This window comes from Pseudomonas sp. Fl5BN2 (assembly GCF_009908205.1).
Lineage (GTDB): Bacteria > Pseudomonadota > Gammaproteobacteria > Pseudomonadales > Pseudomonadaceae > Aquipseudomonas.
This window is the reverse complement of sequence record NZ_JAAARL010000038.1, coordinates 1-13771: the sequence shown is the minus strand read 5'-3', so window position 1 is coordinate 13771 and position 13771 is coordinate 1. Positions and strand designations below refer to the sequence as shown.

General features: G+C 65.9%; 14 protein-coding genes. 9 read left to right on the top strand and 5 right to left on the bottom strand.

What is annotated here, in order from left to right:
* Positions 1-94 precede the first annotated feature (94 nt).
* Entirely contained in the window at positions 95-1108 is a 1014-nt protein-coding gene (locus tag GV819_RS31480) for an AraC family transcriptional regulator (RefSeq protein ID WP_161759928.1), read from the bottom strand.
* 171 nt (positions 1109-1279) lie between these two features.
* Here GV819_RS31480 and GV819_RS31475 point away from each other — a divergent pair, with 171 nt between their 5' ends.
* Positions 1280-2131 (top strand): 3-hydroxybutyryl-CoA dehydrogenase, encoded by an 852-nt coding sequence (locus GV819_RS31475; RefSeq protein WP_161759927.1) that lies wholly within the window; start codon positions 1280-1282, stop codon positions 2129-2131.
* On the top strand, positions 2124-2720 hold the full coding sequence (locus GV819_RS31470; RefSeq protein WP_161759926.1) for a TetR/AcrR family transcriptional regulator: 597 nt from the start codon (positions 2124-2126) through the stop codon (positions 2718-2720). The genes GV819_RS31475 and GV819_RS31470 overlap by 8 nt, the downstream gene beginning before the upstream one ends.
* Positions 2721-2723: 3 nt before the next feature.
* On the opposite strand, the gene GV819_RS31465 is transcribed toward GV819_RS31470, so the two are convergent.
* Together GV819_RS31465 and GV819_RS31460 are read right to left on the bottom strand one after the other, a co-directional pair.
* Positions 2724-3359, bottom strand: a complete 636-nt coding sequence (locus GV819_RS31465; protein WP_161759925.1) for a response regulator transcription factor — start codon at positions 3357-3359, stop codon at positions 2724-2726.
* Positions 3356-5245: a PAS domain-containing sensor histidine kinase gene (locus GV819_RS31460; RefSeq protein WP_161759924.1), complete on the bottom strand. Its 1890-nt coding sequence runs from the start codon at positions 5243-5245 to the stop codon at positions 3356-3358. Before GV819_RS31460 ends, GV819_RS31465 begins: the two co-directional genes overlap by 4 nt.
* A 442-nt stretch (positions 5246-5687) precedes the next feature.
* Between GV819_RS31460 and GV819_RS31455 the strand changes: the two genes are divergently transcribed.
* From GV819_RS31455 to GV819_RS31430, 6 genes are all read left to right on the top strand, one after another.
* Complete coding sequence (locus tag GV819_RS31455; protein ID WP_161759923.1) at positions 5688-7310, top strand: acyl-CoA synthetase; 1623 nt, start codon at positions 5688-5690, stop codon at positions 7308-7310.
* Positions 7311-7522: 212 nt separating this feature from the next.
* Positions 7523-9295, top strand: a complete 1773-nt coding sequence (locus GV819_RS31450) for an acyl-CoA dehydrogenase C-terminal domain-containing protein (RefSeq protein ID WP_161759922.1) — start codon at positions 7523-7525, stop codon at positions 9293-9295.
* A 121-nt stretch (positions 9296-9416) separates the two neighbouring features.
* The gene (locus GV819_RS31445) at positions 9417-9830 is read left to right on the top strand and encodes an LIC_13387 family protein (RefSeq protein ID WP_161759921.1); all 414 of its coding nucleotides are present in this window, start codon (positions 9417-9419) and stop codon (positions 9828-9830) included.
* A 101-nt stretch (positions 9831-9931) separates the two neighbouring features.
* A complete protein-coding gene (locus GV819_RS31440) occupies positions 9932-10540 on the top strand; it encodes a hypothetical protein (RefSeq protein WP_161759920.1) in 609 nt (202 codons plus the stop codon).
* Between the two features lie 49 nt (positions 10541-10589).
* Positions 10590-11195 carry a hypothetical protein gene (locus GV819_RS31435; RefSeq protein ID WP_161759919.1) on the top strand — a complete coding sequence of 202 codons (606 nt, stop codon included), beginning with the start codon at positions 10590-10592 and terminating at the stop codon, positions 11193-11195.
* A 50-nt stretch (positions 11196-11245) separates the two neighbouring features.
* Positions 11246-11860 carry a hypothetical protein gene (locus tag GV819_RS31430; RefSeq protein ID WP_161759918.1) on the top strand — a complete coding sequence of 205 codons (615 nt, stop codon included), beginning with the start codon at positions 11246-11248 and terminating at the stop codon, positions 11858-11860.
* A 67-nt stretch (positions 11861-11927) separates the two neighbouring features.
* Here GV819_RS31430 and GV819_RS31425 read toward each other — a convergent pair whose 3' ends face one another.
* Together GV819_RS31425 and GV819_RS31420 are read right to left on the bottom strand one after the other, a co-directional pair.
* Positions 11928-12113: a hypothetical protein gene (locus GV819_RS31425; RefSeq protein WP_025130118.1), complete on the bottom strand. Its 186-nt coding sequence runs from the start codon at positions 12111-12113 to the stop codon at positions 11928-11930.
* Positions 12114-12154: 41 nt separating this feature from the next.
* Entirely contained in the window at positions 12155-12415 is a 261-nt protein-coding gene (locus GV819_RS31420; RefSeq protein ID WP_178126148.1) for a DUF6021 family protein, read from the bottom strand.
* Positions 12416-12584: 169 nt separating this feature from the next.
* Here GV819_RS31420 and GV819_RS31415 point away from each other — a divergent pair, with 169 nt between their 5' ends.
* Positions 12585-13214 (top strand): HAD family hydrolase, encoded by a 630-nt coding sequence (locus tag GV819_RS31415; protein ID WP_161759917.1) that lies wholly within the window; start codon positions 12585-12587, stop codon positions 13212-13214.
* Positions 13215-13771 lie beyond the last annotated feature (557 nt).

Genomic DNA, 13771 nt, shown 5'->3' with positions numbered 1-13771 from the left:
TAGGAGCCGGCTTGCCGGCGAAGGGGCCTTCGGATTGTGCGTCGATCTTGCGGGCGCCTTCGCTGGCAAGCCAGCTCCTACAGGGGGCACGGTGTCAGGGGCCGGGCTGGAAACGCGCGCGGTAGCGCCCGGGGCTTTCGCCGGTCCATTTCTTGAACGCGCGGTGGAAGGCGCTGGGCTCCTGGAAGCCGGTCAGTTCGGCTATCTCGCTGATGCTGGCCGCCGAGCGGCGCAGCAGTTCCACGGCCACGCCCCGGCGCACTTCGTCCTTGATCTCTTGATAAGCGCCACCCTCGCGCTCCAGGCGCCGGCGCAGGGTGCTGGGGCTCATCTGCACTTCCCTGGCAAAGGCTTCCAGGGTCGGCCATTGGCTGTAGTGGCTGCCCCGCAGGCGTTGGTGCACCTGGGTGGTGAGGCCGTGCTGGTTGCGAAAGCGGATCACCAGCCATTGCGGGGCGCTGCGCAGGAACACCTTGAGCGAGGCCAAATCCTGGACCACCGGCAGGCGCAAGAAGCGGCTGGCGAACTCGATCTCGGTGCGCCCGGCGTTCCAGGTCAGGTTGCTGCCCCACAGCAGCGGGTCGTCGCTCAGGCTCAGGCGTGAATGGCGAAAGTCGGCGCGGTCGATAGGAATCCGTCGCCCGCCGAGCCAGCACAGCAGGCTGATGATCAGCACCAGCAAGGTTTCCTCGGCGTAGTGGCTGCGCAGCGGATCGTCACCGCGGCTGTCGAGGCTGAGCACCGCGCGCTTGCCGCGCACGCTGAGGCTGGCGCCGACGTCTCGCAAAAACAGGCCGAAGTTGTTCAGGCACTGGCGCAGGGCCTTTTCCAGATTGGGCTCCTGGATCAGCCCGCGGCAGATCAGGGCAAAGGCCCCCGGCGGCATGCCGCGAGAGTCGAGCTGGAAGAATTCGTCTTGCAGTTCACGGATCTGGATCAGCCACAACGCGGCAAAGGCGCTGCCGGGCACCCGGGCCCGGGGCTGGTCGAGCAACCCCGGGGCGATGCCGGCCTCGCTCAGCAGCGCCGCCAGGCGCAGCGGCTGCTCGCGCAGGGCATGGGTCATCACCTGGACAAAGTAGACCGCGACCGAATCGGTTTCACGCATGTAGAGGCTGTGCTCCCGTAGCTGGAACTATGGCAAAAAACGCCAGCACCCTTGACCGCTTTCGGCATAGGCCGGCCACCGTGTCGGGCTCTAGACTCGCGCTGGAAAACCCGCAGTGCAAGGCAACCGCGCCATGCTCCGCGAAGGCAATGAACAAAGGAAGAGCTGAAGATGAATCTTGCGAATATCGGTGTGATCGGCGCCGGCACCATGGGCAACGGCATTGCCCAGGTCTGCGCCCAGGCGGGCTTCGAGGTAACGCTGCTGGACATCGCCCAGGGCGCCCTGGAAAAGGCCCTGGCGACCATCGGCAAGCACCTCGACCGGCAGGTGAGCAAGGGCACCTTGAGCGAAGACGACAAGCTCGCCGCGCTGGGCAAGATCCGCATCAGCACCGACTACGGCGTGCTCAAGGATGCCCAGCTGGTGATCGAAGCGGCCACCGAGAACCTCGACCTCAAGCTCAAGGTGCTGCAACAGATCGCCGCCCAGGTCAGCAGTGAATGCGTGATCGCCTCCAACACCTCGTCGCTGTCGATCACCCAGCTGGCCGCCAGCGTCAGTGCCCCGGAGCGCTTTATCGGCCTGCATTTTTTCAACCCGGTGCCGGTGATGGGCCTGATCGAAGTGATCCGCGGCCTGCAGACCAGTGACGCGACCCACGCCCTGGCCATGCACATGGCCGAGCGCCTGGGCAAGACCGCGATCACCGCCGGCAACCGCCCGGGCTTTGTGGTCAACCGCATCCTGGTGCCGATGATCAACGAGGCGATCCTGGTGTTCCAGGAAGGCCTGGCCAGCGCCGAGGACATCGACGCCGGCATGCGCCTGGGCTGCAACCAGCCGATCGGCCCGCTGGCCCTGGCCGACCTGATCGGCCTGGATACCCTGCTGGCGATCCTCGAAGCCTTCTACGACGGCTTCAACGACAGCAAGTACCGCCCCGCCCCGCTACTCAAGGAAATGGTTGCCGCCGGCTATCTGGGGCGCAAGACCGGTCGGGGTTTCCATACCTATGGCTGAGCGCTGCTCACGCTTTGCCGAAAGCCGCGACAAGGCCCTGGAGCTGTTTGCCAGCAAGGGCTTCGGCCAGGTCGGCATGCGTGAGCTGGCGAGCCATCTGGGGCTGACCCCGGGCTCGCTGTACCACCATTACCCGAGCAAGCAGCACCTGTTGCTGGACCTGATCGAAGAGTTCTTCGATGAGCTGCACAGCACCCTCAAGCGCCTGCAGCGGCGCAAGGTGCAGGGCGATTGCCTGCCGGCGCTGATCCGCGCCCACCTGAAGCTGCACCGGGAATTGCCACGGCATTTTCGTTTGGTGGAGCGCGACAGCGGCTGCCTCAATCCCGACCAGCAACTGCGGGTTGGGCAATTGCGCGAACGCTACGAGCACCAGCTGCTGCAATTGCTGGGCACCCCGCCCGGCCTCGGCCCGCAGGCGCAGCGCGTCGCTGCCCATGCCCTGGCCAACCTGCTGAACAGCGCCCCCAGCTGGTTCAGCGAGCAACCGCTGCCCGAACGTGAACGGGAAGCCCTGCTGGAAAACCTGCTGAGCGGCGCTATCGAGCGGCTGCTGGGTGGCACGCCGTTGCACAGCGCGGTGGCCTGAGCCTCAGCGCAATTGCAACGGGTCCACCAGGCCGACGGCGATGGCCATGCCCACCAGCTCCGGCAGGTGCTCGGCCTGCATGCGCTTCATTACCCGTGAGCGATACAGGTCGATGGTCTTGATGCTGACTCCCAACTGCTCGGCAATCTCGCGGTTGGTATAACCCTGCACCAGGGGCAGCAACACGTCCTTCTCCCGTGGCGTCAGGCTCTCCAGCAACGCCTGGACACCGGCCTGGCCGGCACTCTGGCTCTGATGCCGGTCGGCACGGCTCAGGGCCTGCTGCACGCTGTCCAACAGCAACTGCTCGTTGTAGGGCTTCTCGATGAAATCCACCGCCCCGGCCTTGAACGCCCGGACCACGATGGGCACGTCGGCGTGGCCGCTGACAAAGATCAGCGGCAGCTGGATATCGCGCCGGCGCAGTTCTTCCTGGACATTCAGCCCGCCCATGCCAGGCATGCGCACATCCAGCAGCACGCAGGCATTGAGGCTGGGGTCGCAGTGTTCGAGAAATTCCCGGCCACTGGTAAACGGCACGGCCTTGAGCCCCACCGATTCCAGGAGCCAGACGGTGGAGTCGAGCATGCCCGGGTCGTCGTCGACCACGTACACCAACTGCTGCGCTTCAGGGGTCATTGCTTTGCTCCTGTTGTCGGCTGGGAAGCTGCATCGGGATCGGCCGGGGCCGTGGCCGGCCACCGGCAGCACATCTTCAAGCCACGGTCCTGGGGCTGGGCCTGCAAATCACCGCCAAAGCCTTCGACGATGCTGCGGCTCATGGACAGCCCGAGCCCCAGGCCGTTGGCCTTGCTGGTGTAGAACGGGGTGAACAGCTGAGGCAGCTGTTCGGCACAGACCCCGGGGCCCTGGTCGCTGACGCTGATCTGCACCCCGCCTTCGGCCGTCGCCTCGGCAGCCAGCACAATGTGCGAGCCCTGTTGCGGATGCACTTCGCGATTGGCCTCGATGGCGTTGCGCAGCAGGTTCAGCAGCACCTGCTCCAGCAGTACCCGGTCGGCGTACACCGGCGGCAGATTATCCGCCAGGCGCAAGTCGATCGTCACCTGGCTGGCCTGGGCTTCCCAGGCACACAGGCGCACGGTTTCCCGGGCCACTTCGGCGATATCCAGGGCCTGCACCCGGCGCCCGCCCTTGCGCAGGAAGGCCCGTAGACGCTTGATCACTTCGGCGGCGTGGGTCGCCTGCTCGGCGATCCGCTCCAGGCCCTGGGCGACCTTGCGGGCGGCCTCGGGCTGAGTGTCCAGGGCCTGCAAATAGCGCTGGCTGGCGTTGGCGTAATTGACCACCGCCGCCAGCGGCTGGTTGATCTCGTGGGCGATCCCCGAGGCCAGTTCGCCCAGGGTCACCAGCCGCGCGCTGTGGGCCAGTTCGTCCTGGTGGTGGCGCTGCTGGGCTTCGCGCAGTTCGCGCTCGCTCTGATCGTGGGCCACCAGGGAATAGAAGCGCTCGCCACTGGCCGCACGATGGGCCAGGAGCATCAGCGACACCGGCACCGAGGCGCCGCCGGCCGGCGGTTGCAGGCGCGCCTCGATGCTCCAGCGGCCGCTGTGCTCGGCGCGCTCCCAGCCTTCGCGCTGCAGGCTGTCGAGCACCGGCGCGCTGAGGATCGCCGCCAGCGGCGGCATCGCCTGCCCGGCATCCAGGCCCAAGGTACGCCGGGCCGCCGGGTTGAGGTAGGTCACCGCGCCGCCGGGCTGGATGAACAGCACCGGGTCGGGGTTGGCTTCCACCACTTCCGCCAGCCGCCGCTTGTTCTCTTCGGCCTGGACCCGGGCGGTGATGTCCCGGGACACCGCCACCACTTCGACCACGGTGCCGGTGTAGGTGTCGCGGATCGCCCGGCAGGCGGTTTCGAACCACAGGTAATGGCCGTCGCGATGGCGGATGCGGTAGGTCATGGTGTGGTAGCCGTCCTGCTCCAGGGCATCCTGGGTGCGCTGCATCAGCCCGGCCAGGTCCTGGCTGTGGAACAGGCTGCGGGCCAGCAGGCCACGCAGTTGCTCGGGCCAGTAGCCGAGCAGGGTCCAGGAGGCCGGCGAGGCGTCGAGGAAACGGCCGTCCGGGGTGTGCCGGGAAATCAGGTCGGTGGTGTTCTCGGTGATCAGCCGGTACAGGCGCCGGGCCTTGGCCGACTCGCGTTCGGCCTGGACCTGGGCGGTGGCTTCCTGGCAGCGCGCCAGCACCCGCTGCTGGAGCGGATCGGGGATAAAGCTCCAGAGCAGGATGCGTTCGCCCCACTGGGCTTCCACCTGTTCGATGGCGCGCTGCTGCGCAAGGCAGGCCCGCACCAGCGCCGGGTGGTTGACCGGCAGCAGCGCCGCCAGATCGCCCGACGCGGCGCTATCGAGCCACTGGCGCAGCGCCGGATTGAGGTCCAGCGGCTGCGCCTGGGCATCCAGCAGCAGGCTCGGTTGCGGGTCGTGGCCGAGCCAGGGCGAGTCCGGCAAGCGGCCTTCGCGCTGCAAGCGCAACCAGCGGCGCAGGTGGGTGGAGTCGGACATGGTCGATCAATCTCGGGGCCGGAGTGGCGGACTCTTTATATAGTATAAATACTATACAACTCAGGTAGTACTTCCATATCAATCGACAAACAGTATATAAAAGACCCCGGATAAGTCACCGAGCTTTCGCTGGGTGTGCTGCGTACCTGAGCGTAGGAGCTGGCTTGCCAGCGAAGGGGCCCGTGAGATCGCCTTCGCCGGCAAGCCGGCTCCTACAGGCGCAGGTGTTCTTGAGAACGCCTTCGCCGGCAAGCCGGCTCCTACAAGCGCAGGTGTTCTTGAGAGCGCCTTCGCCGGCAAGCCGGCTCCTGCAGGCGCAGGTGTTCTTGAGAGCGCCTTCGCCGGCAAGCCGGCTCCTACAGTAGGTGCCCCCAGGTACACAGCACACGCCACCCGAGCCTCGGCCAATAGAGCTAATAATCAGCCACCGGGTACCCGAACCATGTCCATCTACGAGCAAGGCCTGGCGCCGTCTGCCGTCAACCATATCGCCCTCTCCCCCTTGAGCTTCATCGAACGCACCGCTGCGGTTTACCCCGATTACCCGGCGGTGATCCACGGCTCGATCCGTCGCACCTGGGCCCAGACCTACAGCCGCTGCCGGCGCCTGGCCTCGGCCCTGGCCGGACGCGGCATCGGCAAGAACGACACGGTGGCGGTGATGCTGCCGAATATTCCGGCGATGCTTGAGGCACACTTCGGCGTGCCGATGATCGGCGCCGTGCTCAATGCCCTCAATGTGCGCCTGGACGCCGAGGCCATCGCCTTCATGCTGGCCCACGGCGAAGCCAAGGTGCTGATCGCCGACCGCGAGTTCCACGAGGTGATCCACGCCGCTGTGGCCATGCTTGATCACCCGCCGCTGGTGATCGATGTCGACGACCCGGAATACGGCGAAGGCCAGGCGGTCAGCGACCTGGACTACGAGGCTTTTCTCGCCGAGGGCGACCCGCAGTATCCCTGGCAGTGGCCGGAGGATGAATGGCAGGCCATCGCCCTGAACTACACCTCGGGCACCACCGGCAACCCCAAGGGCGTGGTCTATCACCACCGCGGCGCCTACCTCAACTCCCTGGGCAACCAGATGACCTGGGCCATGGGCAACCACCCGGTGTACCTGTGGACCCTGCCGATGTTCCACTGCAACGGCTGGTGCTACCCCTGGACCGTCACCGCCCTGGCCGGGGTGCATGTGTTCCTGCGCCGGGTCGACCCGCAGAAGATCCTCAACCTGATCCGCGAGCACCAGGTCAGCCACCTGTGCGGCGCACCCATCGTGCTCAATGCCCTGGTGAACATGCCCGACACCGCCAAGGCGGCCATCGACCACCCGGTCAACGCCATGGTGGCCGGGGCCGCGCCACCGGCCAAGGTGATCGGCGCGGTGGAGGAAATGGGCATCAAGGTGACCCACGTCTACGGTCTGACCGAGGTCTACGGCCCGGTGACCCTGTGTGCCTGGCACGCGGCCTGGGATGAGTTGCCGCTGGAGCAGCGGGCGCAGATCAAGTCGCGCCAGGGGGTGCGCTACCCGACCCTGGAAGGGCTGATGGTGGCCGACCCGAAAACCCTCGAACCGACGCCCCGGGATGGCCAGACCATCGGCGAGATCTTCATGCGCGGCAACACCGTGATGAAGGGCTACCTGAAGAATCCCAGCGCCACCACCGAAGCCTTCGAGGGCGGCTGGTTCCATACTGGCGACCTGGGGGTGACCCACCCGGACGGCTACGTGGAGATCCGCGACCGGCTCAAGGACATCATCATTTCCGGCGGCGAGAACATCTCCACCATCGAGCTGGAAGGCGTGCTCTATCGTCACCCGGCGGTGCTGGAAGCGGCCGTGGTGGCCCGGCCCGATGAAAAGTGGGGGGAAACGCCTTGCGCCTTCGTCACTCTAAAGGCCGACCAGCAGGACGTGCGCGAAGCCGAGATCATCGCCTTTTGTCGCGAGCATCTGGCCGGTTTCAAGGTGCCGCGCACTGTCGTCTTCAGTCAATTGCCCAAGACCTCCACCGGCAAGATCCAGAAATTCGTCCTGCGCGACATGGCGAAAAACCTCTAGCCTGAATACACCTACCCAGCCCCCGTAGGAGCTGGCTTGCCAGCGAAGGCGCCCGCACCAGCGCCATCGCCCGTAGGGGCTGGCCTGCCATGCGGCGCCAGGCTCACGGGCCTCTTCGCCGGCAAGCCGGCTCCTACGAGGGGGTGGTTTTTTTGATCTTGATTCATGCGGCCACGGCCGCTCAACCTCCCCTTTTGCCCGAGGTTCCTGCAATGCCCGAATTCAACGCTCCGCTGCGCGATATGCGCTTTGTCCTGCATGAAGTGTTCAACGCGCCCAAGCTCTGGGCGCGGCTGCCGGCCCTGGCCGACACCGTGGACGGCGACACCGCCGAGGCGATTCTCGAAGAAGCGGCCAAGGTCACCGCCAACCTGATCGCCCCGCTCAACCGCAGCGGCGACGAGGAAGGCGCCAGCTGGCACGCCGGGCAGGTGCGCACCCCGGCCGGTTTCAAGGAGGCCTACAGCACCTATATCCAGGGCGGCTGGGTCGGCCTGAGCGGCAACCCGGCCTACGGCGGCATGGGCATGCCGAAGATGCTCGCGGTGCAGTTCGAGGAAATGCTCTACGCCGCCAATTCCAGCTTCGCCCTGTATTCGGCCCTGAGTTCCGGCGCCTGCCTGGCCATCGACGCCCACGCCAGCGAAGCGCTGAAGCAGCTGTACCTGCCGCCGATGTACGAAGGTCGCTGGGCCGGTTCCATGTGCCTCACCGAAGCCCACGCCGGCACTGACCTGGGGATCATCCGCACCCGCGCCGAACCCCAGGCCGACGGCAGCTATAGCATCAGCGGCAGCAAGATCTTCATCACCGGCGGCGAGCAGGACCTGACCGAGAACATCATCCACCTGGTGCTGGCCAAGCTGCCGGACGCCCCGGCCGGGCCCAAGGGCATCTCGCTGTTCCTGGTGCCGAAAATTCATGTCGACGCCGACGGCAACCTGGGCGCGGCCAACGCGGTGAGCTGCGGCTCCATCGAGCACAAGATGGGCATCAAGGCCTCGGCTACCTGCGTGCTGAACTTCGACGGCGCCAGCGGCTGGCTGATCGGCGAGGCCAACAAGGGCCTGGCGGCGATGTTCACCATGATGAACTACGAGCGCCTGTCCATCGGCATCCAGGGCATCGGCTGCGCCGAGAACTCCTACCAGAACGCCCGCACCTACGCCCGCGAGCGCACCCAGAGCCGCTCCCCCGCAGGCCCGATGGCCAAGGACAAGATCGCCGACCCGATCATCGTTCACCCCGACGTGCGGCGCATGTTGCTGTCCATGAAGTCCATGACCGAAGGCGGCCGCGCCTTCGCCAGCTACGTCGGCCAGCAGTTGGACCTGGCCAAGTTCGCCGACCAGCCCTTTGAACGGCAAAACGCCGAGGCCCTGGTGGCGCTGCTGACCCCGGTGGCCAAGGCGTTCTTCACCGACACCGGCCTGGACAGCTGCGTGCTCGGCCAGCAGGTCTTCGGCGGCCACGGCTACATTCGCGAATGGGGCCAGGAACAACTGGTGCGCGACGTGCGCATCGCGCAGATCTACGAAGGCACCAACGGCATCCAGGCCCTGGACCTCTTGGGGCGCAAAGTGGTGGGCAACGGCGGCGTGGCCCTGCGCCTGTTCACCGGCGAGATCCGCGACTACGCCTACCTGCCTGGCGCCGCCTACGCCGCCGAGCTGCTGGACGCAGTGCAACGCCTGGAAGACCTCAGCGACTGGCTGCGCGAGCAGGCGGCGCAGAACCCCTATGCGGTGGGCAGCGCCTGCGTCGAATACCTGCAGCTGTTCGGCTACGTGGCCTACGCCTATCTGTGGGCGCGCATGGCTCAGGTGGCCGAACACAAGCGCTCCGAGGACGACGGTTTCTACGGCGCCAAGCTGGCCACCGCGCGCTTCTATTTCAGCCGCATGCTGCCGCGCGTCCTCAGTCTGGAACAGAGCATCCGCGCCGGCAGTTCCTCGTTGTTCGGCCTCGACGCCGAACACTTCTGAACCCCTGGGCGGGGCGCCCGAACGCCCTGCCCCTGGCGGGTAAAAAAGCCGCGCCCGCAGGTGCAAAACCTCGGGCGCCGCTGCATACTCCGCGCACCCGGACACCGCCCAAGGAAGAAACGTGTTGGCCCCCGCCCTGATCATCGCCAGCTCAGCCATCGTGCTGCTGCTCGGCACCCTGCACCTGATCTACACCTTCGCCACCGACAAATTCCAGCCCCGTGATCCGGCCCTGGCCGAACGCATGCGCCAGGTGTCGCCGATGATCACCCGCCAGACCAGCCTGTGGCGGGCCTGGGTCGGCTTCAACGCCAGCCATAGCCTGGGGGCCATGCTGTTCGGCCTGGTCTACGGCTACCTGGCCTGGCTACACCCGACGCTGCTGCAGGAAGCCCGTGGCCTGCTGCTGATCGGCCTGGGGTTTCTCGCCAGCCTCTGGGTCCTGGCCATCCGTTACTGGTTTCGCATTCCCCTGGCAGGCATCAGCATCGCGCTGGTGCTGTTCAGTGCCGGCACCCTGCTGCTTTTCAGCTGACTGGCCCCCATTGCGCAGCGGCCCCGGCCCTGCCCGACACCCATGAATCCCGCAGCTTCCGGCCATGGCCCGGGGCCGAATCACCCACTTCGAGTTTGCCCATGTCCCGCCTGCACACCTTCTGGTCCCGGCTCTACTACCCCCTGTGCTGGATCGCCGTGGCCGCACAGTTGGCCAGCATGATCCGTTGCAACCTGCACCTGGTCGTGCCCCGGGAAGTCGGCGGTACGCTGTTCGGCGGCTCCATGGACTTCATGCTCTACCTGGGCGGCTGGGCCCTCAGCGTCATCGGCCTGGGCCTGGCCGTGCTGACCCGGGTGCCCGGCGCCCGCCTGGCCTGGATCATCGGCGGGCTGGTGCAGTTGCTGCTGGGCCTGTGGTGGCGGATCAACTACCCGGACGATTTCGACGGCAACCTGACCTTCAGCATCCAGGCCCGGGAACTGGACTATGTGATGGTGTTCGGCTTCGCCCTGGCCTACAGCGGCATCTACCTGTTGCGCCAGCAGCGGTTCAAGCCGCGGCCCCACGCCAACGCCCATGAACTGGCGCTGCGGACTCTGTGGGCGCTGCTGCTGGCGGGCTTCTTCATCCCGCCGCTGGTCAATGCCAGCAAGCCGCCCCTGCCCCACTGCGCCTTCAACAAGGCCGGCGAGCAACTGAGCGCGTGCCTGTTGGGCACCCCGGAGGAACGGGTGATAGTCGACTGAGCGCCACCCCACCCTTTTCTGCCTTTTCTCCACCTTGCCGAGTTTGCCCATGTCCCGCCTGAACACCTTCTGGTCCCGGCTCTACTACCCGCTGTGCTGGATCGCCGTCGCCGCGCCGCTGGCCGCCATGATCCATTGCAACCTGCACCTGATCGTCCCCCGGGATGTCAGCGGCACCCTGTTCGGCGGTTCCATCGGCTTTCTGATGTACCTGGGCGGCTGGGCCCTCAGCGTCCTGGGTCTGGTGCTGGCTCTGCTGACCCGGGTACCTGGCGCGCGCCTGGCCTGGATCGTCGCCGGGCTGGTGCAACTGCTGCTGGGCCTGTGGTGGCGGATCAACTACCCGGATGATTACGACGGCAACCTGATCTTCAGCATCCAGGCCCGGGAGCTGGACTATGTGATGGTCTTCGGCTTTGCCCTGGTCTACAGCGGCGTCCATCTGTTGCGCCAGCAGCGGCTCAAGCCGCGCCCGCCCGCCAATCGCAATGCGCTGTTGTTACGGACCCTGTGGGCCCTGGTGCTGGGGGCGGCCTTCATCCTTCCACCGCTGCAGGCCATCACCCGCAAGCCCCTGCCCTATTGCGCCTTCGACCGGGCCGGCAATCAGTTGAGCCTATGCCTGGGCCCTGGCACCCGGGTGATTGTCGACTGAGCGTCCCCCTGACTTCATTCCTCCTTTTCTCGACCTTGATGAGTGTGCCCATGTCTCGCCTGTTTACCCTGTGGTTGTGGCTGTACCGCCCCCTGTGCTGGATCGTCGTCGCCATCCCGCTGTCGGTGATGCTGTTGTGCGACGTGCAAATGATGCAACCGCGGGATGTCAGCGGCGCGTTGTTCGGCGGCGCCATGGGTTTTCAGCTGTACCTGTTTGCCTGGGTACTGTGCCTGATCGGCCTGGTCCTGGCCCTGCTGACCCGGATGCCCGGCGCGCGCATGGCCTGGCTGATGGCCGGGCTCGTGCCCTTGCTGCTGGGGGCCTGGTGGCGGCTCACCTACCCGGATGATGAAGATGGCAGCCGCTCCTTCAGCCCCCAGGACTGGGAACTGGACTACATGATGGGCATCGTGTGCCTGTTCGTTATCAGCGGCCTGTACTTCTACTGGCGCCGACGCCTCGTCTCACGGCCCGCCGCCACCAGCGCCGATGTGCTGTTTCTGCAAACCCTGTGGGCGCTGGTCCTGGCGGCGGCGTTCATCCTGCCACCGCTGAGCTTCATCAAGCAGCAATCCCTGCCCCGCTGCGCGTTCAACAAAGCCGGGGAGCAATTGACCGTGTGCCTGAGCGATGATCCGAACGAGCCGGTGATTGTCGACTAACCCGCCGCTGGCAGCAGCCCGGACACAAAAAAGCCCCGCACCGATCGGGGCTTTTTTCTGCCGGACGCTATCGATGCTGGGTGGCCGGTGACGCCCTGCGCACCGGCAAGGCGGCAGCAAAGGCCAGGGCTTCTTCCCGGGTGCCGAAAGTGGCGAGCCGGTCACCCGCTGTGCAGACCTTCCAGGGGCCGTGGTTGACGCTCAATACCTGATAACCGTTGATCTGCAGCTTGTTCAGCAGCGGCGTACTCATGGACACCTCCTTTTTGTCAGCGTGCCTGGGGCTTGGCCGTTTTACCTTACACCCGCAGAACGGCCCGGCGACGGCCGCATGTCGGCGCGCCGGAGCCATTTCCTCAGATTGGCCAGGGGGTCGTAGGCTCGCGAGCGCTTGCGCTGGTGCTCGGGTTCGGGCTGATCCAGGGGCGCCCTGGCCGGGTCTACCGGATCGACCTGGGGGTCGGCCAGGTCCGGCGAATCGGGGTCGAAACCCGGGTCATGGTGATTCGAGGCGTGCTCGGACGAGCGCGGCCCCGTGGGGTTCTTGGCAGCCATGGTCAGCTCCTGTGCTAGCCCACAAAAGGACGGGTACAGGCGTTGGATCGCGATCCGTTCCAAGGGTGCCGGCCAGCGGACCAATGGCCACCGGCAAATTGCATTGCGCTGCGCAGCGCAGCGTCGCAGGATGACGCCCTGGCCCACAACCGCTCAACAGGAAGTGTTCATGACGATTCGTGCCGTGGTGTTCGATTTTGGTGGCGTGCTGTTCGACTGGAGCCCGCACCACCTGTACCGCCAACTGATCCCCGACGACGACCGCCGCCAATGGTTCCTCGACACCGTCTGCACCCAGGCCTGGAACACCCTGCAAGACGCCGGCCGGCCCCTGGCCGAAGCGACCCGCAGCCTGGTGGCCGAGCATCCCGAGCATGCGCCGTTGATCGAGGCCTACTACGGACGCTGGCCGGAGATGCTCAAGGGGCCGCTGGACGGCGGTGTGGCGCTGCTGGAGGAGTTGCATGAAGCGCAGATGCCACTGTTCGGACTGACCAACTGGTCCCAGGAGACCTTTCCCTATGCCTGGGATAATTATCCTTTCCTGCGGTGTTTTCGCGACATTGTGGTGTCCGGGCAGGAGCGGCAGATCAAGCCTGATGCCGAGATTTATCAGACGGCATTGAACCGGATCCGCGTGCAGTTGCCGGATGTTGCGCCCCATGAACTGGTGTTCATTGATGATCATGCGCCGAATATTGTGGCGGCCAGGGCGCTGGGGTGGCACGCGATTCAGCATGTGTCGGCAGAAGAGACCCGGGGGCAGTTGCGGGAGTTGGGGGTTGGGGATAAGGGATGAGATTGTCCGGGGTTTACGGGGTATCTCCGTTGCTGTGGTAACGGCCACTTAGGGTTCCGCCCTGACGGCGGGTCACTTTGGAAAAACCCGAAACACCGGCCCAGCCCAAAGCAACCAAAGGGCTCTTGCCCCAGCGTCGGGTCCTGCTCCATGGCCTGGGGCGGCCAACTCGGCATCCCTGCTGAGTTGGCCACTGCGCAGCACCTCCACTTGGCCGCCTGACAGGGCAAGAAGATCAAGAGCCAGAGCCAGAGCCAGAGCCAGAGCCAGAGCCAGATCAAGATCAAGATCAAGATCAAAAGCCAAGCAACGGAATGTAGCTATCGAGGTGTCCGCACACCAATCTCCAGGCCGGCCGATAGGCCGCCGTCAGATTTTGATCTTGATCTGCCTGCCCCCTTAACCACGATGGCCGAACGCAGGCATTGATCCGTGGGTAACCCGGCAGGGATGCCGGGTTAGCCGCCCCAGGCCATGGATGGCCTGTGGCGGCGGCCCACGGATCAATGCCGGAGAGAGGGCATGCCGAGCCTAGGCGAGGCACCGAGTGGAGGGGC